The organism is Citrobacter sp. R-1.5.2, from assembly GCF_035064245.1.
In the GTDB taxonomy this organism is placed as follows: Bacteria; Pseudomonadota; Gammaproteobacteria; order Enterobacterales; family Enterobacteriaceae; genus Citrobacter.
On sequence record NZ_JASEYC010000001.1, the window covers coordinates 120,041 to 145,407 of the forward strand.

The 25,367-nt window shown below is 42.1% G+C and carries 19 protein-coding genes; all 19 read left to right on the forward strand.

Annotated features, from left to right (window positions below):
• Positions 1-175: 175 nt before the first annotated feature.
• The 19 genes from wcaJ to QMN38_RS00595 all read left to right on the forward strand — a co-directional run bounded on the left by wcaJ (position 176) and on the right by QMN38_RS00595 (position 25,254).
• Positions 176-1,570, forward strand: a complete 1,395-nt coding sequence (gene wcaJ, locus QMN38_RS00505) for an undecaprenyl-phosphate glucose phosphotransferase (protein WP_323604205.1) — start codon at positions 176-178, stop codon at positions 1,568-1,570.
• Between the two features lies 1 nt (position 1,571).
• The gene (locus QMN38_RS00510) at positions 1,572-3,050 is read left to right on the forward strand and encodes an MOP flippase family protein (protein WP_323604207.1); all 1,479 of its coding nucleotides are present in this window, start codon (positions 1,572-1,574) and stop codon (positions 3,048-3,050) included.
• Between the two features lie 63 nt (positions 3,051-3,113).
• Positions 3,114-4,394: a colanic acid biosynthesis pyruvyl transferase WcaK gene (gene wcaK, locus QMN38_RS00515; protein ID WP_323604571.1), complete on the forward strand. Its 1,281-nt coding sequence runs from the start codon at positions 3,114-3,116 to the stop codon at positions 4,392-4,394.
• Complete coding sequence (gene wcaL / locus QMN38_RS00520) at positions 4,391-5,611, forward strand: colanic acid biosynthesis glycosyltransferase WcaL (RefSeq protein WP_323604209.1); 1,221 nt, start codon at positions 4,391-4,393, stop codon at positions 5,609-5,611. The genes wcaK and wcaL overlap by 4 nt, the downstream gene beginning before the upstream one ends.
• An 11-nt stretch (positions 5,612-5,622) precedes the next feature.
• Positions 5,623-7,011 (forward strand): colanic acid biosynthesis protein WcaM, encoded by a 1,389-nt coding sequence (gene wcaM, locus QMN38_RS00525; protein ID WP_323604210.1) that lies wholly within the window; start codon positions 5,623-5,625, stop codon positions 7,009-7,011.
• A 165-nt stretch (positions 7,012-7,176) separates the two neighbouring features.
• Positions 7,177-8,067, forward strand: a complete 891-nt coding sequence (gene galF / locus QMN38_RS00530) for a GalU regulator GalF (protein ID WP_323604212.1) — start codon at positions 7,177-7,179, stop codon at positions 8,065-8,067.
• A gap of 381 nt (positions 8,068-8,448) precedes the next feature.
• Positions 8,449-9,864 (forward strand): mannose-1-phosphate guanylyltransferase/mannose-6-phosphate isomerase, encoded by a 1,416-nt coding sequence (locus tag QMN38_RS00535; protein WP_323604215.1) that lies wholly within the window; start codon positions 8,449-8,451, stop codon positions 9,862-9,864.
• A gap of 20 nt (positions 9,865-9,884) precedes the next feature.
• Entirely contained in the window at positions 9,885-11,264 is a 1,380-nt protein-coding gene (gene cpsG / locus QMN38_RS00540; RefSeq protein WP_323604217.1) for a phosphomannomutase CpsG, read from the forward strand.
• A complete protein-coding gene (locus QMN38_RS00545) occupies positions 11,264-12,058 on the forward strand; it encodes an ABC transporter permease (RefSeq protein ID WP_323604219.1) in 795 nt (264 codons plus the stop codon). The genes cpsG and QMN38_RS00545 overlap by 1 nt, the downstream gene beginning before the upstream one ends.
• Positions 12,058-13,281 carry an ABC transporter ATP-binding protein gene (locus tag QMN38_RS00550; RefSeq protein WP_323604222.1) on the forward strand — a complete coding sequence of 408 codons (1,224 nt, stop codon included), beginning with the start codon at positions 12,058-12,060 and terminating at the stop codon, positions 13,279-13,281. Before QMN38_RS00545 ends, QMN38_RS00550 begins: the two co-directional genes overlap by 1 nt.
• The gene (locus QMN38_RS00555; RefSeq protein ID WP_323604224.1) at positions 13,278-14,555 is read left to right on the forward strand and encodes an FkbM family methyltransferase; all 1,278 of its coding nucleotides are present in this window, start codon (positions 13,278-13,280) and stop codon (positions 14,553-14,555) included. The genes QMN38_RS00550 and QMN38_RS00555 overlap by 4 nt, the downstream gene beginning before the upstream one ends.
• Positions 14,555-17,656, forward strand: coding sequence for a glycosyltransferase (locus QMN38_RS00560; protein ID WP_323604226.1), 3,102 nt, complete (start codon positions 14,555-14,557; stop codon positions 17,654-17,656). The genes QMN38_RS00555 and QMN38_RS00560 overlap by 1 nt, the downstream gene beginning before the upstream one ends.
• 34 nt (positions 17,657-17,690) lie before the next feature.
• Positions 17,691-18,728, forward strand: coding sequence for a GDP-mannose 4,6-dehydratase (gene gmd / locus QMN38_RS00565; RefSeq protein ID WP_323604227.1), 1,038 nt, complete (start codon positions 17,691-17,693; stop codon positions 18,726-18,728).
• Entirely contained in the window at positions 18,728-19,624 is an 897-nt protein-coding gene (locus QMN38_RS00570; protein ID WP_323604228.1) for a GDP-mannose 4,6-dehydratase, read from the forward strand. The genes gmd and QMN38_RS00570 overlap by 1 nt, the downstream gene beginning before the upstream one ends.
• The gene (locus QMN38_RS00575; protein ID WP_323604229.1) at positions 19,624-20,766 is read left to right on the forward strand and encodes a glycosyltransferase family 4 protein; all 1,143 of its coding nucleotides are present in this window, start codon (positions 19,624-19,626) and stop codon (positions 20,764-20,766) included. The genes QMN38_RS00570 and QMN38_RS00575 overlap by 1 nt, the downstream gene beginning before the upstream one ends.
• Positions 20,766-21,890, forward strand: a complete 1,125-nt coding sequence (locus QMN38_RS00580) for a glycosyltransferase family 4 protein (protein ID WP_323604230.1) — start codon at positions 20,766-20,768, stop codon at positions 21,888-21,890. Before QMN38_RS00575 ends, QMN38_RS00580 begins: the two co-directional genes overlap by 1 nt.
• A 59-nt stretch (positions 21,891-21,949) precedes the next feature.
• The gene (locus QMN38_RS00585) at positions 21,950-22,282 is read left to right on the forward strand and encodes a GtrA family protein (RefSeq protein WP_323604572.1); all 333 of its coding nucleotides are present in this window, start codon (positions 21,950-21,952) and stop codon (positions 22,280-22,282) included.
• The gene (locus QMN38_RS00590) at positions 22,282-23,226 is read left to right on the forward strand and encodes a glycosyltransferase family 2 protein (protein ID WP_323604231.1); all 945 of its coding nucleotides are present in this window, start codon (positions 22,282-22,284) and stop codon (positions 23,224-23,226) included. Before QMN38_RS00585 ends, QMN38_RS00590 begins: the two co-directional genes overlap by 1 nt.
• Positions 23,227-23,262: 36 nt before the next feature.
• Entirely contained in the window at positions 23,263-25,254 is a 1,992-nt protein-coding gene (locus tag QMN38_RS00595; protein ID WP_323604232.1) for a 5-methylcytosine-specific restriction endonuclease subunit McrB, read from the forward strand.
• Positions 25,255-25,367: the final 113 nt, after the last annotated feature.

The window sequence follows — 25,367 nt, forward strand, 5'->3', positions numbered from 1 at the left end:
AAAAAGGAGATAACGTGAGCCAAATAGTCTGTGTTACCACTTTTGATATTTGTTACGGGTCAATTGCTGATGTACGCCTGAACGTGCGAACGCGCACTCTCCTGGCATTGCTAAATCAGTAATGCTGGTATTTCCCTTGCCCGATACGGGCAAGTGGCGACTAACAGGAACCACGATGACACATCTAAAAAAGCGCGAACGAGCCAAAACCAATGCGTCGTTAATATCGATGGTGCAACGCTTTTCAGATATCACCATCATGTTTGGTGGATTATGGATAGTCTGCGAACTGAGCGGTTTGCCTTTCCTGTATATGCACCTGCTGGTGGCGTTAATCACGCTGGTCGTTTTTCAGATGCTGGGCGGGATAACGGATTTCTACCGCTCCTGGCGCGGGGTAAAAATTTCAACTGAGTTGGTGCTGCTGCTGCAAAACTGGACGCTGAGTCTGATTTTTTGCGCGGGTCTGATTGCCTTTAATAACGATTTTGATAACCGGTTTGCTCTTTGGCTGGCATGGTATCTGCTGTCAAGTATTGGTCTGGTGCTGTGCCGTGCGTTTATTCGCTACGGGGCGGGATGGTTGCGAAATCGTGGTTATAACACGCGCCGGGTAGCGGTAGCAGGGGACCTTCCCGCCGGACAGGTACTGCTGGAAAGCTTTCGCCATGAGCCATGGTTGGGATTTGAGGTCGCGGGTGTCTATCACGACCCTATACCGGGGAAAAATGCCCGTGATTGGGCGGGAAATCTACAGCAACTGGTGGATGATGCCAAAGCTTCACGCATTCATAACGTCTATATCGCTATGTCGATGAGCGATGGGGCGCGCGTAAAAAAACTGGTACGCGAACTGGCTGATACCACCTGTTCAGTGCTCCTGATCCCTGATGTCTTTACCTTCAATATTCTGCACTCGCGGATTGAAGAGATGAACGGTGTTCCTGTGGTACCGCTGTATGACACACCGCTTTCAGGCATTAATCGTCTGCTGAAGCGCGCGGAGGATATCGTCCTGGCATCGTTAATCCTGCTGCTAATTTCTCCTGTGCTATGCGCCATTGCGCTGATGGTGAAGCTGACCTCAAAGGGGCCGGTAATTTTTCGTCAGACCCGCTATGGGATGGACGGGAAACCGATCAAAGTCTGGAAGTTTCGTTCCATGAAGGTAATGGAAAACGATGCAGTAGTTACCCAGGCCACGCAGAACGATCCGCGTGTGACCCGCGTGGGTAACTTCCTGCGGCGGACGTCTCTGGATGAATTACCACAGTTTATCAATGTGCTGACAGGAGGGATGTCTATTGTCGGGCCGCGTCCACATGCGGTGGCGCATAACGAACAGTACCGTCAGCTGATAGAAGGGTACATGTTACGCCATAAGGTGAAGCCAGGTATTACCGGTTGGGCGCAAATCAACGGCTGGCGTGGTGAAACCGATACGCTGGAAAAAATGGAAAAACGGGTAGAGTTTGACCTCGAATACATTCGTGAATGGAGTGTGTGGTTCGATATCAAAATCGTTTTTCTGACGGTGTTTAAAGGCTTCGTCAATAAAGCGGCATATTAATATGAGCTTACGAGAAAAAACCCTCAACGGTGCCAAGTGGTCAGCCATTGCTACGGTAATCATTATCGGTCTGGGGCTCATCCAGATGACGGTTCTGGCGCGGATTATTGATAATCATCAGTTCGGGTTATTAACCGTGTCGCTGGTGATTATCGCGCTGGCCGATACGCTGTCTGATTTTGGGATCGCCAACTCGATTATTCAGCGCAAAGAGATAGGTTATCTTGAACTAACCACCTTGTACTGGTTAAACGTTGGACTGGGGATCGCCGTTTGTATTGCTATGTTTTCGCTCAGCGAGACTATAGCCGATGTGCTTAATAACCCTGAGCTGGTGCCACTGGTTAAAACCTTAGCGCTGGCGTTTGTGGTGATCCCGCATGGGCAGCAGTTCCGTGCGCTGATGCAAAAAGAACTGGCCTTCAACAAAATTGGCATGATTGAAACCAGTTCAGTACTGGCCGGTTTTACTTTTACCGTGGTTAGTGCGCATTTTTGGCCGATCGCCATGACGGCCATTGTTGGCTATCTGGTGAACAGTACGCTACGCACGCTGCTGTTTGGCTATTTTGGCCGCAAAATTTATCGACCTGGACTGTGTTTTTCGCTTTCATCCGTGTCGTCAAATCTGCGCTTTGGGGCGTGGCTGACGGCGGACAGCATCATCAATTACGTGAACACGAACCTTTCGACGCTGGTGCTGGCCAGAACCCTGGGGGCAGGCGTAGCGGGAGGCTTCAATCTTGCCTGGAACGTGGCAGTTGTACCGCCCATCAAACTGAATCCGATAATTACCCGAGTACTGTTTCCTGCGTTTGCCAAAATTCAGGACGATACCGAAAAACTACGGGTCAATTTTTACAAGTTGCTATCTGTTGTTGGCATTATCAATTTCCCGGCCCTACTGGGACTGATGGTGGTATCGAATAACGTTGTACCGCTGGTGTTTGGTGAAAAGTGGAACAGTATTGTTCCGGTGCTGCAACTGCTGTGTATTGTGGGTCTGCTGCGCTCAGTCGGTAATCCGATTGGCTCCCTGCTGATGGCCAAAGCACGGGTCGATATCAGCTTCAAATTCAATATATTCAAAACCTTTTTGTTTATCCCCGCCATCCTGGTTGGCGGGAATGTGGCGGGTGTGATTGGCGTCACGCTGGGTTTTTTACTGGTACAGGTCATAAACACCATCCTGAGCTATTTCGTGATGATCAAACCGGTACTGGGACCGAGCTATCGGCAGTACATGCTCAGCCTGTGGCTACCGTTTTATCTCTCCTTACCCACGTTGGTGGTGAGTTACGTGCTGGGAATGACACTGCAAAATAAATTGCCGTTAGGTGCGTTGCTGAGCCTACAGATAGCCGCTGGCGCTCTGGCGTTTGTCGTGATGATTGTGCTGTCGCGTGATCCGCTGGTGGTGGAAATCAAACGCCAGTTCTGTCGAGGTGAAAAAATGAAAGCCCTGTTCCGCGCAGGATGAATTGCGTTTGTTGTCGTCCGGAGACGCGAAAACCGTCATCCGCACTGATTTTAAGAGGTCATGATGAAATTACTGATTCTGGGCAACCACACCTGCGGAAATCGTGGGGACAGCGCCATTTTGCGCGGTTTGCTGGATGCCATTCATACGCTCCAGCCTGAGACGGAAGTGGATGTGATGAGCCGCTATCCGGTGAGTTCCTCCTGGTTACTAAACCGACCGGTGATGGGCGATCCGCTGTATTCACAGATGAAGCAGCATAACAACGCTGCAGGCGTCATGGGGCGCGTAAAGAAAGTGCTGCGTCGTCGCTATCAGCATCAGGTGCTGCTCTCGCGCGTTACCGATTCCGGAAATCTGCGCAACATCGCTATTGCTCAGGGGTTTACTGACTTTGTCCGTCTGTTGTCGCGTTATGACGCCATTATCCAGGTCGGCGGATCGTTTTTTGTCGATCTTTATGGTGTGCCGCAGTTTGAGCATGCACTGTGTTCATTTATGGCCAAAAAACCGCTGTACATGATTGGTCACAGCGTAGGGCCATTTCAGGATGAACAGTTCAATCAGCTGGCGAATTACGTTTTTGGGCATTGCAATGCGCTAATTTTACGAGAGTCGGTCAGTCTGGAACTGATGAAACGCAGTGAAATAACGACAGAGAAAGTCGAGTCGGGTGTGGATACCGCCTGGCTGGTAGACAACCATCACGATGACTTTGAACCGGGTTATGCCGTACAGCACTGGTTACAAACGGCAGCAAAGCAGAAGACTGTCGCCATTACACTACGTGAACTGGCACCGTTTGATAAGCGTCTTGGGACCACACAACAGGCCTATGAGCGAGCCTTTGCCGGCGTGGTTAATCGGATCCTTGACGAAGGTTACCAGGTGATGGCGCTCTCAACCTGTACCGGTATTGATAGTTACAACAAAGATGATCGCATGGTTGCACTGAACCTGCGCCAGTACGTTAACGATCCGACCCGTTATCACGTGGTCATGGATGAACTAAACGATCTTGAAATGGGAAAAATATTGGGCGCATGTGACCTGACGGTGGGCACACGCCTGCACTCTGCCATCATCTCGATGAACTTTATGACGCCGGCGATAGCCATTAATTATGAGCACAAATCGGCGGGAATTATGCAGCAACTGGGATTAGCGGAAATGGCGGTTGATATCCACCATCTGTTGGATGGCAGCCTTGAGGGCAGGGTTGCCGATACCCTGGGACGGTTGGCTGAACTTAATGTCAGGGTGGAGGAGGCCGTTAAGCGTGAACGTGAACACGGTATGCACATGGTGCAATCGGTATTAACGCGTATTGAGGAGGGGAAATGAAAGTCAGCTTTTTCCTGCTTAAATTTCCGCTGTCCTCTGAAACCTTTGTGCTGAATCAGATTACCGCGTTTATCGATATGGGGCATGATGTTGAAATTATCGCGTTATATCATGGCGATCTTGATAATACTCATGCTTCCTATGTGGACTACCGCCTGGGCGAAAAAACACGATGGTTATTGAAAGAACCGGCTGGCAGGTTGGCAAAGCTGAAATATCGCACCTTGACGATTTTACAGGGCATTACCCGGACTGCGACCTGGAAGGCGTTCAATGTTCCACGCTATGGCGATGAGGCGCGTAATCTGATTTTAGCCGCGATCTGTGCGGCAACCCCGTGCGCATTCCAGGCCGATGTCTTTATTGCGCACTTTGGGCCCGCTGGCGTAACGGCGGCCAAACTGCGTGAACTCGGCGTGATCCGCGGCAAAATAGCCACTGTCTTCCATGGTATTGATGTTTCGCATCGGGACATCCTTGCCCGCTATACCCCCGAATATCAGAAGCTGTTTCAGCGCGGTGATTTGATGTTGCCCATCAGCAATCTCTGGGCCGAACGTTTGCGAAATATGGGATGTCCACCACATAAAATAGCGGTATCGCGTATGGGGATTGATATGACGCGTTTTACACCTCGTGAGGTGAAAGCGCCGGGCACGCCGCTAGAAATTCTCTCCGTTGCACGGTTAACCGAGAAAAAAGGGCTGCATGTCGCTATTGAAGCGTGCCGCCGGTTGAAGGCGCGAGGTATCTCATTTCGTTATCGCATTCTGGGAATTGGCCCTTGGGAGCGTCGGTTACGTACGCTTGTCGAGCAATATCAACTGGATGATGTGATTGAAATGTCAGGATTTAAACCCAGCCATCAGGTTAAAGAGATGCTTGAGCAGGCGGATGTTTTCCTGTTGCCCTCCGTCACGGGAATTGATGGTGACATGGAGGGGATCCCGGTGGCGTTGATGGAAGCCATGGCGGTTGGAATACCGGTCGTTTCTACCGTGCACAGTGGGATCCCTGAGCTGGTGGACTCTGGAAAGTCCGGCTGGCTGGCACCAGAAAATGATGCTCAGGCCCTGGCGGAACGATTAGCGACGATCAGTATGCTCGACAGTGAGCAAGTGAAGCCGGTGGTGGCGTGCGCCCGCGAAAAAATAGCCGCTGAATTTAACCAGTTGGCGATCAATAAACAGCTAGCCAGTCTGCTGCAAACGATGTAAATCGAGGTTGTATGCCAGAGAAAAAACTCTCCCGACGTACTTTTCTGACGGCAGGTTCTGCGCTTGTCGTACTGCATTCTCCCGTTGCCCGGGCGCTTGAATCACCGGGTAGCGTCAACATTCAGGATTACAATCCACAGGATTGGGTGGCTTCCTTCCGCCAGGCGTTTTCAGAGGCGCAAACTGTTATCGTGCCTGCTGGTCTGGAGTGCAAAAATATCAATACCGCAATCGTGATCCCGCCAGGTAAAACGTTGCATCTGCAAGGTGGGGTCAGTAGCAGTAGTCGTGGGCGATTTATTCTGCAGGATGGCTGTCGTGTGACAGGGGGGCAGGGGGGGCGCTTGCGAAATATTACCCTTGATGTTCGGGGCTCCGACTGTGTGATAAAAGGCATAGCCATGAGCGGTTTCGCCCCCGTGGCGCAAATTTATATCGGTGGGAAAACGCCGCGAGCGATGCGTAATCTTACCATTGATGACATTACCGTCACTCATGCGAATTATGGGATCTTGCGTCAGGGGTTTCATAACCAGATGGATGGCGTACGGATAACCAACAGTCGTTTTAGTGATTTACAGGGTGATGCCATCGAGTGGAATGTCGCGATAAACGACAGTGACATCGTGATTTCAGACCATGTTATAGAACGCATCAATTGTACGAACGGAAATGTTAACTGGGGTATCGGTATTGGGCTGGCAGGTAGTACGTACGACAACACCTACCCAGACGAACTGGCGGTGAAAAGATTTGTGGTAGCAAATATAACGGGCTCGGATTGTCGGCAGTTGGTCCATGTCGAGAACGGCAAACATTTTATCATTCGTAATATCACCGCGCGAAATATCATCCCGGATTTCAGCAAGAAAGCGGGCATCGATAATGCTACAGTCGCTATTTATGGATGTGATAATTTCGTGATCGATAATATCAATATGAAAAATAGCGCAGGGATGCTGATTGGTTACGGTGTGATCAAAGGACGATATTTGTCCATACCACAAAACTTTAAGCTAAATAATATTCAACTGGATAACACACATCTCGATTATAAATTACGTGGTATTCAGATTTCCTCAGGTAATGCAACTTCATTTGTGGCCATTACCAACGTTGAGATGAAGCGCGCGACGCTGGAGCTGCATAACAAACCTCAGCATATTTTCTTGCGAAATATCAAGGTGATGCAACAATCCACTACAGGGCCAGCATTAAAGATGCACTTTGATCTGCGCAAAGATGTCCGCGGTAAGTTTATGGCCAAACAGGGTACCTTGCTCTCGCTGGCCAACGTTCATGCAGTTAATGAAGCAGGACAAAGCTCGGTTGATATTGACAGCGTAACCCACCAGGTTGTGAATGTCGCGGCAGTGAATTTTCGACTACCGGGTCGGTAATTTTACGAGCATTCCAGGCTAAAAACCTACCCGGCTAAGATTATGATTACTGCATTCTGCCGATAAGCGGCGTAACATGCGACCTAACTGAGCAATGTAATTCATACTGGCTAAAACAAGCTAAAAAGCTATAATTCAGCAACTATTGAATAGGTGAATGACTTAATGATTAATTTGAAAGCAGTTATTCCGGTAGCAGGCCTCGGGATGCACATGTTGCCTGCCACAAAGGCCATCCCAAAAGAGATGCTACCGATCGTTGATAAGCCGATGATTCAATACATTGTCGACGAGATTGTAGCTGCAGGTATCAAAGAAATCGTTCTGGTAACACATGCGTCTAAGAACGCGGTTGAGAACCACTTCGACACCTCTTATGAACTTGAATCGCTGCTTGAACAGCGTGTTAAGCGCCAGTTACTGGCCGAAGTGCAGTCCATCTGCCCTCCAGGTGTGACTATCATGAACGTCCGTCAGGCACAATTGCTTGGTCTGGGCCACTCAATTCTTTGTGCACGCCCGGTAATCGGGGACAACCCTTTCGTGGTGGTGTTACCTGACGTCATTCTTGACACGGCGAGTGCGGATCCACTGCGCTACAACCTGGCCGCAATGGTGGCCCGCTTTAATGAGACCGGGCGTAGTCAGGTGTTGGCAAAACGTATGGCTGGCGACCTTTCCGAGTATTCCGTTATTCAGACCAAAGAGCCTTTAGACAACGAAGGTAAGGTCAGCCGCATCGTTGAATTCATTGAAAAGCCCGATCAGCCGCAAACCCTTGATTCGGACCTGATGGCCGCAGGGCGCTATGTGCTTTCTGCTGATATTTGGGCGGAAATTGAGCGTACACAGCCAGGTGCGTGGGGGCGTATTCAGCTTACGGATGCTATCGCTGAGCTGGCGAAAAAACAGTCTGTTGATGCCATGTTGATGACCGGCGATAGCTACGATTGTGGTAAGAAAATGGGCTATATGCAGGCATTTGTGAAGTACGGACTGCGCAACCTGAAAGAGGGGCCGAAGTTCAGGGATCAAATTTTAAAACTGCTGAGCTAATGCCACTGCTACTCTCATTGCCTACGATTTGAACCGGGTATCGCAGCAGCATATGTAAAGAGTAATGATTTGTCTGATACCCGCAGCATGCTGCTACAACTGTTTTTTTATAAATTTCAAATACTAAAAAAGGTAGATCGGTAAGAAATTACCGGTCCGCCGTAGGACATTTTTCTTGTCTACACAGTGAATAAATAAGAGAATATTCGGTTGAGATATCCCTAATTCGTTGAGGGTTATCAGCAATTTGTTTGCCCAACATAAAATGAGCAGTGCCCTGGTAGCTGTAGAGCCAGTGCGGTAGCGTGCCCATTTGTCATTGAGCGACGATGAAACTCTTTCGTTGGTTTAGTATAACGCATTGATATTTAAGGACCTAAGATGTTACTTCCTGTGATAATGGCCGGTGGTACCGGTAGTCGTTTATGGCCGATGTCGCGCGAGCTCTACCCAAAACAGTTTCTTCGTTTGTATGGACAGCGTTCAATGCTGCAAGAAACAGTGCTCCGTCTGGATGATGTCGATGCACGGGAACCGGTAGTCATTTGCAATCAGGAACATAGATTTCTTGTTGCTGAGCAACTAAGACAAATTAACAAGCTCTCGCATAATATCATTCTTGAACCCGTTGGCCGTAATACTGCGCCAGCAATAGCGCTGGCAGCATTAAGTGCAATAGAGAATGGTGATGACCCAATTCTTCTGGTATTAGCCGCAGATCATATAATTAACAATAAGCCGGCATTCCACCAGGCTGTAAAGTCAGCATTTAAATTTGCCATGCAGGGGCGCCTTGTCACATTTGGGATTGTACCAACTGGTGCAGAAACGGGTTATGGCTATATTCACCGTGGTAAGGAAGAAGTCCTTGGTGAGAATATCGCTTACCAGGTCAACCGTTTCGTGGAAAAACCGAACAAAGAAACTGCGGAAAGTTATTTAGCGTCGGGCGAATATTACTGGAACAGCGGAATGTTTATGTTCCGTGCCAATAAATATCTTGAAGAACTGGAAAAATTCAGACCCGATATTCTTGAGTCCTGCAAGGCGGCAATCCGCGGTTGCAAAGATAGCGATGAATTTATCAAGATCGATCGCGATCTGTTTATCGCTTGTCCGGATGAGTCCGTTGACTACGCGGTCATGGAGAAAACGACAGACGCTGTCGTCGTTGGGCTTGATGCAGACTGGAGTGACGTGGGTTCCTGGTCGGCGCTATGGGAAGTGAGTCCTAAAGATAAAAAAGGTAATGTTCTGACGGGCGATACCTTCATGCACAACGCAAATAACTGCTATATCAACACTGATGAAAAATTGGTCGCAGCTATCGGTGTCGATAATCTGGTGATCATTAATACAAAAGATGCTGTACTGGTCGTTGATAAAGATCAGGTGCAGGATGTTAAGAAAGTTGTTGAGTATCTTAAAGCTAATCATCGCAGTGAATATAAGCGTCACCGGGAAATATACCGTCCGTGGGGGCGATGCGATGTGGTGGTACAGACCGAGCGTTTTAATGTAAATCGGATCACCGTTAAACCGGGTGCAGCGTTTTCGATGCAGATGCATCACCACCGGACCGAACACTGGGTTGTGCTTTCTGGTACGGGTGAAGTGACGATTAAAGATCAAAAATTCCTGCTGACTGAAAACCAATCAACCTTTATTCCCATCGGAGCACAACATCGACTGGAAAACCCAGGCAAAATTCCATTGGAACTGCTTGAGATCCAATCCGGCTCCTATTTAGGGGATGATGACATTATTCGTATTAAAGACCAGTATGGTCGTTGCTAATTTTGAAGGTATAAAGATCTATGTCTAAGCTGACTTGTTTTAAAGCCTATGATATTCGTGGAAAATTAGGCGAAGAATTAAATGAAGATATTGCGTATCGCATTGGTCGCGCATACGGTGAATTCCTCAAGCCTAAAACAATCGTGGTGGGCGGTGACGTTCGCTTAACCAGCGAGAGCCTGAAGCTGGCATTAGCGAATGGCCTAATGGATGCGGGTACTGATATCCTCGATATTGGTTTAAGCGGGACGGAAGAGATCTATTTTGCAACTTTCCACCTTGGTGTAGATGGCGGCATCGAAGTTACCGCCAGCCATAATCCGATGGATTATAACGGGATGAAACTGGTTCGCGAAAATGCGAAACCTATCAGTGGTGACACAGGATTACGCGATGTTCAGCGTTTAGCCGAAGAAAATAATTTCGCGCCTATTGATGCCCAACTACGCGGAAGCTACAAGAAGATTTCTATCCTTGACGCTTATGTCGATCACTTAATGGGCTACATTGATTTCGCGAACTTCACTCGTCCAATGAAGCTTGTGGTTAACTCTGGCAATGGTGCTGCAGGCCATGTCATTGACGCAATTGAAGAACGTTTCGTTGCTGCTAATGTTCCTGTTACATTTATTAAAGTTCATCACCAGCCGGATGGCACTTTCCCTAACGGGATCCCTAATCCTCTGTTACCAGAATGCCGCAAAGACACTGCTGACGCTGTTAAAGAACATGGCGCAGATTTGGGGATCGCATTTGACGGCGATTTTGACCGTTGCTTCCTGTTTGATGGGGAAGGGCAGTTTATCGAAGGCTATTACATTGTAGGTCTGTTAGCCGAAGCATTCTTACAAAAAGAACCGGGCGCGAAGATCATCCATGACCCGCGATTGACCTGGAATACTATCGATATTGTAACTAAAGCTGGCGGCATTCCTGTGATGTCTAAAACGGGCCACGCCTTCATCAAAGAGCGCATGCGTAAAGAAGATGCAATCTACGGTGGTGAGATGAGCGCACATCACTACTTCCGCGATTTTGCATATTGCGATAGTGGGATGATTCCGTGGCTTCTGGTAGCTGAACTAGTTTCTATGAATGGGAGTAATTTACATTCGTTACTCAAGAATCGAATTAGTAAATTTCCTTGCAGTGGTGAAATTAATTATAAAGTTAGTAATGTTAATGAAATTCTTGAAGAAATAGAAGCGATTTACGGAAATTCTGCAGCAGTTACTAAGACAGATGGGTTGTCTTTTGAATCTTCAGATTGGCGTTTTAATATTCGCATTTCAAACACAGAAGCATTATTACGGTTAAATATAGAGGCGAAATGCTGTCAGATAATGGTCAAGGAAAAAATTGAAGAAATCGAATCAATAATCACGAGGTTTCATCAATAATGTTTACTCTTTTCAATGGATTATGGCGTTATCGTGGGTTTATTTACGGTAGTATCAAACGCGAATTTCAGTCTAAATATAGAAATTCATTATTAGGTTTTTTATGGAATATCCTCAACCCGCTGGCAATGATTGTTATTTATACTGTGATTTTCTCTCAAGTAATGAGAGCAAAATTGCCAGGTGTTGATCATTCCTTTGCTTATAGTATTTACCTGTGTGCTGGTGTCTTAACTTGGGGTTTATTTTCCGAGATAGTATCACGATCTCAGGTTATGTTTGTTGATAATGGTAATTTGTTGAAAAAAATAAATTTCCCTAGAGTTTGTATCCCTACAATTATAGTTGGAAGTGCGCTCCTCAATTTTACGATTGTATTTGGTATATTCTCTATTTTTCTTTTCATAAGCGGTTTCTTTCCTGGTATTGTTATATTTTCACTTATACCCGTCGTGGGAGTGTTAATTTTATTTGCAATTGGTCTTGGTATGACTATTGGAGTACTTAACGTATTCTTTAGTGATGTAGGGCAATTTTTCGGGATATTTTTACAATTCTGGTTTTGGCTGACACCAATAGTGTATTCTGTGACCATTTTACCTGAGAGTTTTAGAGAATATATATCACTTAATCCTATGTCTGGAATCGTCATGGCATGCCAAACGGTATTGGTTAAAGGTACATTACCAGATTGGAGTAGCATATTACCCGCGACAGTAATAGGGATAATGTTGTGTGTATTAGGTATGCGTTTATTTCAACGCAGAGCTGCAGAAATGGTGGATGAATTGTAATGGGTTCTATAAGTGTAAGTAATATCGGTAAAGCATTTAAACAATATCCCAATCGCTGGGCTCGGCTTATTGAATGGATTAGTCCTGTAAATATAATTAAACACAAACTAAAATGGGTGCTACAGGATATTAATTTTACCGTCAATTCCGGTGAAGCTGTAGGAATTATAGGAATCAATGGGGCAGGTAAAAGCACACTCCTGAAAATGATTACTGGCACTAGCCAGCCAACTAAAGGCAGTATTCATATTTCGGGCCGTGTAGCAGCGTTGCTTGAATTAGGAATGGGGTTCCATCCAGATTTTACTGGTCGCCAGAATGTCTATATGGCTGGCCAACTTATGGGTTTAAGCGCTGATGCTATCGCTAGTTTAATGCCGAAAATTGAAGAGTTTGCGGAGATTGGTGATTATCTCGACAGCCCTGTGAGGGTGTATTCTAGTGGTATGCAAATGCGCTTGGCATTTAGCGTTGCTACCGCTGTACGACCAGATGTGCTAATCGTCGACGAAGCTTTGTCTGTCGGTGATGATTACTTTCAACATAAAAGTTTTGAAAGAATTCGTCAGTTTCGAAAGCAGGGAACAACATTGTTAATCGTGTCTCACGACAAACAAGCAATACAAAGTATTTGCGACAGGGCTATTTTACTTAATGCTGGGCGTATTGAAATGGAAGGAGAGCCCGAAGCTGTAATGGATTACTATAATGCTTTGCTTGCAGCAAAACAAAATCAGAAGGTTCAACAAAAAACCACTGCAGAAGGTAAAATCCAGACGGTTTCTGGCACGGGTGAAGCAGAAGTATCAAAAATTCATTTGTTAGATCAAAACCATAATATAGTTGAGTTTGTCAACGTTGGGCAGCCTATTATTTTACGTATTGAAGTTAAAGTAAAAACAGATATTCCTCGTTTAGTGTTAGGTTATGGTATCAAGGATCGCTTAGGGCAAGTTTTATATGGAACTAATACGGATTTTAAGAATAAAGCTATTGATAATGTGAAGTCCGGTTCTACTTTAGTATATGACTTTAGCTTTAAAGCTAATATTGGGCCGGGAAGCTATTCAATACAAACAGCTCTCGTTAGCACGGATAGCCATCTAGTAAATAATTATGAATGGCGTGATTTATCGTTACTGTTTAATGTGATAAATATTGATAAAACCAAATTTATTGGCTCAACATGGCTTGACCCAGACATAGAGGTTTATGAAAAATGAGTATCATTTCATATGCACAGAATTTAGAAGATGTAATGCTTTGGAAAGCGCTAAAAGATGTGAAAAATGGATTCTACATTGATGTTGGCGCTAATGACCCACTTATTGATTCTGTTACTAATATGTTTTACCAAAATGGCTGGCATGGAGTAAATATTGAGCCGATTAATACTCATTTTAAAAAGTTAATATTGGAGCGCTCCGAAGATATTAATCTAAATTGCGCAATAAGTGATAGCAAAGGAAGATTAGATATTTGGGAGTGTGAAGTACGTGGTTGGGCTACTCTTGATCGTAACGTCGCAGATACTCATGAAAAAAACGGTTATAAAGGGGAGTGGCACAGTATTGAAGTTAAAACGTTAGCTGAGGTATGTGCTGCATATAATCCTGAGAATATACATTTCTTAAAAGTAGATGTTGAAGGTTTAGAAATGTCTGTTCTTAAAGGAAATGATTGGGGCAAATATAGACCATGGATTGTTGTAGTAGAAGCTACAATTCCAGGTACTCAAATTGAAAATTATTTTGATGTTGAAGATTTTCTAATTGGAAAAGATTATATTTTTGCATACGCGGATGGACTGAATCGTTTCTATGTTTCTAACGAGCATAAAGAACTTTTAACATCAATGAAATACCCGCCAAATGTTTTCGATAACTACCAAACATATACTGAATTTTCTGCATTACAGAATTTAAGAATGATTGAGGAAGAACTCCTTCATATGCAAAAAAATAATATAAAAATTGCTGACGAAAATTATTTGCTCTCACACAATGTTGTTAACTTACGTGAGGATAAAAAAGAGCTTACAGAACGAGTGAAAAGTCTTGAATATGAAATATTTTTAACTAAAAAACATATAGATGATATATTAGATAGTACTTCATGGCGTATAACAGCACCACTAAGATTAATTGGTAAATTTAAAAAAATAAGTAGTATAAGAGGGATTGTTCTAAAGTTTCCTCAATTAATCAAGAAACTGATGAAAAAATCAATTGCCTTGGTTAATAGTCATCCTCGATTAAGATATCAAATAATAAAATTAATAAAACAAATAGGGTTGTACTCTTTTGCACGGAAGCTGTATTTGAGTGTTATTTTGAGTAATGCACCTAAAACATCTTTTAACGCTGAACAAGTGTCTAAGAATGAAAAAAATACACTCTCATTGTCTTCAGGTGATGGTTTGCTGAGCATTGATGAGTTGCATAATAGAATTAAAAATGAACTTGAAGTCGCAAAACAAAAGCGGGGTAATGAGTAGTGAATTACTGTAATCAATACTCAGAATTAGAAAATTTTAGAGGGCTACGTATTGCTGTACTCACCACAGAGTCAGCAAAAGGCGAAGTCGGTGGGGCTGAGCGTTTTTTCCATGGATTATTAGATGGATTGATTGAAATCGGCTGTGATGCTGAGCTTATACCCGTTTTTGCCGATGAGTCTTCTTTTGAGCAAATAAAAAATAATTATAAAAAATGTAGTGAATTAGATCTAAGCGTTTTTGATGCTGTAATCTCTACCAAAACACCAACTTTTGCTGTGAATCATCCAAACCATGTATTGTACCTAGTTCATACGGTCCGAGTATTTGATGACATGTTTTACGAGACATTCCCTCATTCAGATATTATGCGTTTGACTGAGCGGGCGATGCTTCATCAATGGGACTATGAGGCCATTACTAAAATTAAAGCAAGATTCTGTATTGGGCACGAAGTATCAAAACGTCTATATCGTTGGCGTGGAATTCATTCTGATGTTATCCACCCTCCACTAGGTGTGAATGGATTTGAGCAAGGTAAAACGGGTGATTACCTTTTCTTACCAGGAAGACTACACCCTTGGAAACGTGTCGATCTGGCCATAAATGCAATTAAAAAGTCAAGTTTACCTTTGAAATTAATTATTGCTGGTACTGGCGAAGCGGAAGATACCCTAAAAACCTTGGCTGCTGGGGACCCTCGCATTGAATTTGTAGGGCGATTGAGTGATGAAGAACTGCTTGATTATTATGCTAACGCTCTTGCGGTTGCGTTTGTCCCAAAGAAAGAAGATTACGGTTATGTCACGCTAGAGGCGTTTGCAAGTGGTAAGCCCGTCATCACTTGTACTGATTCTGGTGAGCCAACATATTTTGTAAAGCACAAAGAAACAGGTATTATTTGCGAGCCAACACCTGCTGCATTACAAGATGGCTTTGAGTGGATTTATAACAACAGAGAGCATGCGGAGATAATGGGCCGTAACGGTCATGAAAAAATTCAAGGGATGACTTGGGCTAATGTAGCCAGACAATTGGTATCAGCCGCAATGGCTCATGATATTAATCTATCACAATTACCCTTGAATGTTGCTATTGTGGATATGCAACCTATTGATCCTCCAATTGGTGGAGGGCGACTGCGTTTGTTAGGCTTGTACCATAATTTAGGCAATAATATCAGGTCTACCTATGTAGGATCCTATGATTGGCCTGGGGAGAAATATCGGCGACATAGTCTGAGTCCCAATTTAGAAGAGATTGATATTCCACTAAGTCGAGAACATCACATTGCTGCCCAAGATTGGGCTGCTCAGGCAAATGGCAAAGTAGTAATTGATGTTGTATTTAGCCAGCAAGGACATTTATCACCAGATTATATAGAAGGTGTTGTAGATAATATAAAGAAAGCTGAAATTGTTGTTTTTTCCCACCCTTGGGTGTATCCACTTATAGATCCAAACTTATTACAGGGAAAAGTCGTTGTCTATGATTCGCAGAATGTAGAGGGATATTTACGAGCCCAGCTTTTTGATGAAAACAACACGGCTGAATTAGCTGTTATTCGTCAAGTTATTGAGGACGAATATTTGCTGGGGCAACGTGCAGACTTGATTTTGGCCTGTTCACATGAGGATTTATTGCGTTTCCATCGTATCTATGAGTTCTCTCCGGAAAAAATGAGAGTTGTTCCTAATGGCGTTATGGCATTCTCTCATCAAGTTCCAGGATATATTCAACGCCAATCTGCTAAAGAGGCTCTGAACATTTCGGTTGATAGTCGGCTAGCTATCTTTATCGGCAGCGCTTACGGGCCCAATATCGAAGCGGCGAAATTTATTTCAGAAATGTTGGCACCAGCTGTTCCTGAAGTCATGTTTATCATCGCGGGCGGTGTTAGTGAAGTAGTGGGCAAGGTTAAAGCTAGAAATGTTTATCTCACAGGGTCACTTAGTGAACAAGATAAAGAAACATGGCTCACCGCTGCTGATTTCTCAGTAAATCCAATGTTTTCAGGTTCTGGAACAAACATAAAAATGTTCGACTTTATGTCGAAAGCAATACCAACAGTTACGACTAAGATAGGAGCCCGCGGTATAGATACGGCAGGGCTGAAGGCCATGCTGGTAGTTGATCCTACAGTTGAGGCTTTTAGTTCTGCTATATACAAATTACTTGATAATGAATATTCTAAAACTATTGGTGAAGCAGCTCGAAAATGTGTAGAGGATAGATATTCTTGGGAACGAATTTCTAACGTTGTAGGAAAAATGTTTTCTTCTCGTGCTGAGTTGTCTAATCAACCACAACCCTTCTTTTCTGTTGTTATTCCAAGTTATGAACGCCCGGAACAACTGTTAGATCTTATGCATTGCTTGCAGGGGCAAGTAGAACGTGATTTTGAAGTGATTATTATAGATCAAAGTGCCACTCCTTGGTCGGAGTCGGAGCGAGATTTTGGCTTTCCAATATGTTACTACCATTCCCCAGTAAAAGGTGCGGTATCAGCGAGAAATACTGGAGCAATGCTAGCGCAAGGTAAAGTAATAGCCTTTACTGATGATGACTGCTGTCCAGATAAAAATTGGTTGGTTAATGCACGTAAATATTTCACTGTTGACAATATTGTTGGTGTGGAAGGTATAATTACATCGGACCATTATGGTGAGGAAAACTGGCGGCCAGTAACAAATGTCGGTTTTGAGGGTATTGGCTTTATGACTGCAAATTTAATGGTCAGAGCGTCTGTTTTTCATTATTTAGGTGGATTCGACCTACAATTTGATCATCCGCATTTCCGCGAAGATACTGATTTTGGTTGGCGTATGCAGGAACTTGGAACTGTACCTTATGCCAAAGATGTAGAAGTTTTTCATCCGGCGCAATCGCGTGCTAAAGAACGTGAATCCCTAGAAAATCGATCTAATTTTTTCCAGAAAGATGTTTTACTGTACCGTAAACATCCTGAAAAATATCGTGAACTCTTTTTATTAGAAAAGCATTACTCGATTACTCGTGGGTTTAAAGAAAATTTAATCTTAGGTTTTCAAAAGGAAAATGAGGCAGTTCCGAAATGGATGGCCGAACTTTTGAATTCTTAATTATTAACATCTGAACTAAAATAGGAAATATTCTGTGCAAAAAATCGCAATTATTACAGGTATCACCGGCCAGGATGGTGCTTACTTAGCAGAGCTCTTGTTGGAAAAAAATTATAAAGTTTACGGTACATATCGTCGCACGAGTTCTGTCAACTTCTGGCGTATTGAAGAATTAGGCATTAAAGATAATGCAAACCTTCACTTAGTTGAATACGATCTCACCGATTTATCGGCAAGTATCCGTTTGCTGCAAACAACTGGTGCTACAGAAGTTTATAACCTCGCGGCACAGAGTTTTGTCGGCGTATCATTCGATCAGCCGGTGACCACTGCTGAAATTACAGGTATTGGACCGGTTAACTTGCTCGAAGCTATTCGTATTGTAAACCCTGCGATTCGTTATTATCAGGCATCAACGTCTGAAATGTTCGGTCTCGTTCAGGCAGTGCCGCAGAAAGAAGATACTCCATTCTATCCGCGCAGCCCGTATGGTGTTGCAAAACTGTATGCTCACTGGATGACCGTGAACTACCGTGAAAGCTACAATATTTTTGCATCAAGCGGGATTCTGTTTAACCACGAATCACCATTACGTGGCCAGGAATTTGTAACGCGTAAAATCACTGATTCTGTAGCTAAAATCAAACTTGGCAAACTTGATATCCTTGAACTTGGTAATATGGACGCCAAGCGTGATTGGGGCTATGCAAAAGAATATGTCGAAGGTATGTGGCGTATTCTGCAGGCAGAAAAACCCGATACCTTTGTGCTCGCAACTAATCGTACAGAGACCGTGCGTGACTTTGTCAGCATGGCTTTCAAAGCAGCAGGATTTACACTGCGCTTTGAGGGTAAAGACGAGCAAGAAGTGGGTATTGATGTTGCGACTGGGAAAATATTGGTTCGCGTAAATCCTAAATTCTTCCGTCCTGCTGAAGTGGATTTGCTGATAGGTAACCCCGCTCGTGCAAAAGAAATCCTGGGTTGGGAACCAAAAACCTCGTTAGAGCAGTTGTGCCAAATGATGGTTGAAGCTGATTTACGTCGTAACCAGCAAGGGTTTTCTTTCTGATGTCCAGCGCCGGCAAACATGCTCTGGTAACAGGGATTAATGGTTTTACCGGCCGCTATGTGGCAGCGGAATTATCCGCTGCCGGATATCGGGTATTTGGTATTGGTGCAATGCCTTATGATGGATCTGATTATTATCAGGTTGATCTAATGGACACTGCGAAGCTTCGTGATATTGTTGAACTAATACAACCAAACGTTGTTATTCACTTGGCCGCTATCGCGTATGTTGGGCATGGTGATGCCGATGCTTTCTATAATGTTAATTTACTCGGTACGCGTAATTTGTTACAGACTTTGAGTACCTTTAACAGGCCTCTGGATGGTGTCCTTCTCGCCAGTAGTGCGAACATTTATGGAAATGGTACAGCAGGGCAACTGAATGAATCTGCGGCAGCAAATCCAGCGAACGATTATGCCGTTAGCAAGTTGGCCATGGAGTATATGTCTCGATTGTGGATGGATAAACTCCCCGTATTCATTACGAGGCCATTTAACTATACAGGTGTTGGTCAGGCGGAAAACTTCCTTTTGCCAAAGATAGTTAAACACTTTAAATCAAAATCACCGACGATCGAGTTAGGTAACATTGATGTTTGGCGTGATTTTACGGATGTTCGTGCACTAAGCCATGCTTATGTCAAATTATTACAGGCCAAACCAGTTGGCGAAGTTATTAACATCTGCTCTGGCCGCACATATTCACTGAGAAAAGTTATTGAACTTTGTGAAAAAATAACCGGACACCATCTGACCATCCAAATTAATCCAGAATTTGTCCGAGCAAATGAAGTTAAAACGCTCAGTGGGGATCCGTCAAAACTGCAATCATTTATTCCAGATTGGGATGTTCCACCACTCGAAGATACTCTACGCTGGATGTTGGAAAGCGAGTAATGAAAGTTATATTTGGAACTGATGCAATAAAATACCCATTAACGGGTATTGGACGTTATGCGTTTGAGTTAGCTAAATGTTTATCTGATGCCCCAGAAATATCCGAATTGCTATTTTTAAATGGTCATCGACTCACTCAGCAAATGCCTGTAGTTAAAGAGAATAGATCTTCAACAGTTGGGCTTAAGAGCCTTGTAAAAAAGAATCGGCTGGCTTCGGAAGTATATAGACTCACAGCACCATGGTTAAAAACAAACGTTCTAAAAAATCATAAAGATGCGATTTATCACGGGCCCAATTTTTATCTACCTCCAAGGGTGGATCGTTGCGTTGTAACCTTCCATGATCTCTCGGTTTTTACTTTGCCGCAATGCCATCCCCCTGAGAGAGTTCGGTATATGCGGAAAGAACTGTTGCACACTGTAAAGCGTGCATCAGTATTTATCGCTGACTCTGATTTTACCAGATTAGAGCTCATTAATTATTTTAATATTTCTGAAAGTAGGGTATTTACTGCAAAGTTAGCATGTAGTAGTGAATTTAGACCCCGTCCTGAAGAAGATATAACTCATGTTCTCGGAAAATACGCACTTACCTTCAAAAAATATTCCTTATTTACTGGTTCAATTGAACCTAGAAAAAATATTGCGACGTTACTGGATGCCTACGAACGTCTTCCGCTACCACTGAGGAAGCAAATTCCACTCGTTATTAGTGGATTCAAAGGGTGGAACAGTGACGCTTTGCATCGCCGCTTTGAGAAAGGTGAGCGAGAAGGGTGGTTGCGCTATCTGGGTTTTACACCTGCGAGTGATTTACCTGCACTCTATGCTGGCGCGGTTAGTTTTTTGTTCCCATCTCTCTATGAGGGATTCGGCCTTCCTGTATTAGAAGCGATGGCATCAGGTATTCCAGTTGTCTGCTCTGACAGTTCATCACTTCCAGAAGTTGTTGGTACATGTGCTCTGATGAGTAATGCTTTGGATGTTGATAAACTCACTACACATATATTAACTAGTATCCAGGACAATGTATGGAGGGAGAATGCTATCCAATTAGGCTTAGAGCATGTTAAAAATTTTTCATGGTTACGCTGTGCAAACGAAACGATAAATGCATACAAGCATATTGAGTTGAACTAATGTTGAAAGTTCTACATATATATAAAACCTACTATCCTGATACATTCGGTGGGATAGAACAGGTTATTTATCAGCTTAGTGAAGCTGGTTATAAGAATGGGATTGAATCTACTGTCTTTTCCTTAAGTAAGAAAAAGAGTGTGGACCACATGCAATTGGGTAATCATACCGTTTATTATGCCAGAACGAATTTTGAAATTGCATCGACTCCTTTTTCTATTTATGCAATCACCAAATTTAAAGAGTTAGTTAAGTCTGCTGATATTATTCATTATCATTTTCCCTATCCATATATGGATCTCTTACATTTTATCTGTGGAGTTAAAAAACCTACCGTAGTTAGCTATCATTCTGATATAGTAAAACAGAAAACAGCATTAAAAATATACCAACCTCTCATGCATCGTTTTTTGAATTCAGTTGATCGTATAATTGCATCTTCACCAAACTATGCTAAGACGAGTTCAATCTTGCAAAGATACATAGATAAAGTTGCTGTGATTCCTTACGGTTTAGAACGATCATCGTATCCTGTGCCAAGTGAAGAGAAGTTACTGTACTGGAAGTCTTTATTTAAAGATAAATTTTTCCTTTTTGTTGGTGCATTCAGGTATTATAAAGGACTGCATATATTATTGGACGCAGCAAAGAATAATGACTTTAATGTTGTCATTGTTGGTTCGGGTGATGCAGAAAATGAATTAAAATCTCTGGCTCAGAAGCTTGTATTAAAGAACGTGCATTTTGTTGGTGCAGTTTCAGATGAAGACAAATCGGCACTTCTCACTCTATGTTATTGTGTGGTTTTCCCTTCTCATTTACGTTCGGAAGCCTTTGGAATATCTCTTGCGGAAGGTGCCATGTATGGAAAGCCACTTATTTCTGCAGAGATAGGAACTGGCACTAGCTTTATTAATATCCATAATGAAACTGGGGTTGTAGTTGAACGGAATAATCCTCAAGCATTACAAGATGCAATGTTTAAACTAATTTCCGAACCTGAACTGGCAAAACACTATGGTAGTAATGCTTATCAGAGATATTTGGATTTTTTTACTGCTGAGCATATGATAGAAAAATACTCAGCAGTGTATCATGAGCTATTATCTGAGGCTACATTGTGAGTCGTAGAAAATATAGCATTATAAATAGCAGGACCCCAGAATTTGTTAAATACTGTATTGTGGGTGGTGGAAATACATTATTAACAGCAGTGGTAATAATGACATTAACATTTTTAGGATTGAGTTTATTTTTATCGAATGCCATAGGATATGTATTAGGAATAATATTTAGCTTTGTCATGAATTCAATTTTTACTTTTAAAAAGAAAGTTTGCGCTCGAAATCTACTAAGGTTTATGCTGGTTTGTTTCATATGTTACATTGTCAATGTTTTTGTGATGAAAATAGCTTTATCCTTGGGAGTTAAAAATTATTATGCCGTGCAGTCTTTAGGTATGATTTTTTATACAATCTTAAGCTTCTTTATAAATAAAAAATGGAGTATGAAATAATGGCAGGTGTGTTATCTATAGTTGTACCTTGTTTCAATGAAGAGGCTGTTTTAAATCAATGTTTAAATGAGTTGGATGAAATATTAAAGTCTTTGATTGCTGATAACGTAATCTCGTCAGAAAGTCATATTTTATTTGTTGATGATGGTAGCTCAGACAAAACATGGGAATTAATTGATCTCTTTTCAAAATCTTCTGCAAGAGTCAGAGGTATAAAATTATCAAGAAACAAGGGCCATCAAACAGCTCTTTGGGCTGGGTTAAATGAATGTAAACTGTCTGATCTGGTAATTAGTATCGATGCAGATCTACAAGATGACACTTCAGTTATCAAATCGATGGTATATGAATATAATTCCGGTATTGATATAGTTTATGGTGTTAGAAAAGATCGTGGTACAGATACCTTCTTTAAAAGGACTACTGCTAATTTATTCTACAAATTAATGTCATCTCTAGGCGTCCATCAGGTAGAGAATCACGCTGATTTTAGACTTTTAAGCCAAAGAGCATTATTATCGTTGCTTAGCCATCAAGAAAAAAATATCTATATTCGTGGTCTAATTCCATTGTTAGGATACTCATCTACGGAAGTATATTATTCAAGGAAAGAGCGGGTTGCAGGGGAGTCTAAATACCCACTTGGTAAAATGTTAGCACTGGCTCTTGAAGGTATCACATCGCTTTCTGTGGTTCCATTGAGAGTATTGACTATATTAGGTTTTCTGATTTCTGTTTTGAGCTTTTTTCTTATTTTATATTCATTTTCTCAATATGCAATTGGGCACACTGTGCATGGTTGGACATCTGTAATCCTCGCTGTGTTATTTATTGGAGGGGTGCAGATGCTTTGTATTGGTGTATTAGGTGAATATGTTGGTAAGATATATATTGAAGTGAAAAATAGGCCAAGATTTTTTCTTGATAAAAAAACGAAAAATTAAAGCTCGATTAGAAATAGACATTTTTAGGATGTATAGATGAAGGCATACAGTAAAATCTTTTGTTTTTTATTTGTGATATTGATCTCATTTGTTTTGGGGGTTATTCATATCAAATGGGTTTATTCAATAACATTTCATGCTGATGCTGCAGCTATGCAAGTATTGGCTCAGGCAATATATGAATCACATTCGATATTACCACATGATTACTACTATGGTAACCAACTTATTTTCCTTCGGTCTGAAATAGCAATCGCGTTAGCAATGGCTATGGGGTTTAAAGGATATACCGCATTTATTATTGGTTCTGCCCTTTGGATTTCTATCTGGTCTACTATTTTATTTTCATCTCTTTACTGTGTTTTCAAAAAAAATATATTAGCCGCTTTTTACACATTTTGTCTTTTTTTTCCTGTAAGCGCCGGCTATGATTATGATTATATTCTTGGTCAACAATCGCATCTTGCAAACGTAGTGCTCTCATTATCTATATTAATCTTCTTCATATTAAGTGTCAAAGAGGAGGATTTAAGGCGTATCCTTCCTGCTGCACTTTTTATCTTTTTAATGGTTATTGAAGAACCGCTTAGAGCCGCATTTGTATTTATAACTTTAATTGTGACTTGTTTTATTTTTTGGGATTTCAAGAAATACAGAGCTCAACTTGTTATTCTATTTGTTTCTTTTTCCCTGGCGCTTATACTTAACAAGTACCTATTGAATTATTATAGCCTTGGACGAGATATATCAGCAGGAATAAAACTTGTTGATTATAGTACCTTTCTAAGTAATCTATCAAGAATTCTTAATGATTATTTGTTGAATTTTTCGTCATTGAGTTTTTTAGAAGGCAGTTCTTTTTTTAAATTTAGCATTATTGGTTATGGTTTTAATTTCATATACGAAACGATTTTTAGTATTTATATTTTGGTGACATTGGTCAGCATAATTAAAAACGTTATTATGCAAAGGCCTGATAGTAACTCTCCCTTTTGGGATGTTCTGAAAGTGACTGCTTTCATTGGGTTACTTTTTACTACCCTTGCAATATGTCTCCTTAACCCTGATTCATCCCGACATGCCTTATGGGCTTTGTTTATCATAAAATTATGTTTTTTAATGGATTTGGTAAGATTTTTCACAAATAGATTTCTAATCGGTAAGAGTATTAGTTTTCTGATTGTATTTGCAATTGTATGCCTTTCCTCAACATGGTTTTGTGTTGCTACTTTATCACCATCAGTCATAAATAGCAGTGTGTATAAAAAATATAACTCTGATTTAAGTTATTCTTTAAAAAATTTATCTAAAAAGTACAACATCAAAAATGTATATGGAAACAATTATTGGAGTATTATGCCGTTCAATGTAATTATTCCAGAATTTAGCTATGGTGTGTTACAAATAAATGATACGGGGCATTTTTCACCAATGAAATGGCTCTCTCGACCTTCTTACTTTGATGTATCTCCAGATGAGAATGTTTTCTATCTTGTCAAACCTGATGAAGATAAAGATGGTCGGTTTGTCGATAATATTAAAAGGAGCAATGGTATTCTTCTGGATCATGTTGGTGGTACTGATATTTGGTTGGCAAAACCAATATGGCCTACTTTTAATGGTGAATATGGACGTTATACTTGGAATGGATGCCAATTACCTACTCAAATTGGTACCCGTGCTAGTAACTGCACCATTAATAAGGATGCGAAGGATTCAGAGGGTTACCTTTCGTTTGGTCCATACCAGAAATTACCACATGGCAATTATAAGTTTGAAATAAGGATCTTTAGTAACTCTCCAGGGAATGAGATAATTGGAAATTACGATGCTATTCTCGGTAATAGGGTAGTGTTAGTATCAGGACAGATAGAAGGCACAAATGGTGAATTTTCGACATTGTCAGGTAACTTCACTATTAAAGAAGGTACTGAGGAAAATACCCCAGTGGAGATAAGAGTTTTTATATTCAAAAATCATAATGCGTCAATACAGGCAGTTAAAATTGAGAAAGTTAAAAATACATAGTATATATTTGCTAGTCGAGATGGTTTAGTGTTTACTCGCTTTAATTGTAGTAAAATTTCCGATTAGCAAACTTTGAGCGTATGATAGTCAATCAAAATGTTAATGCTCTTAAC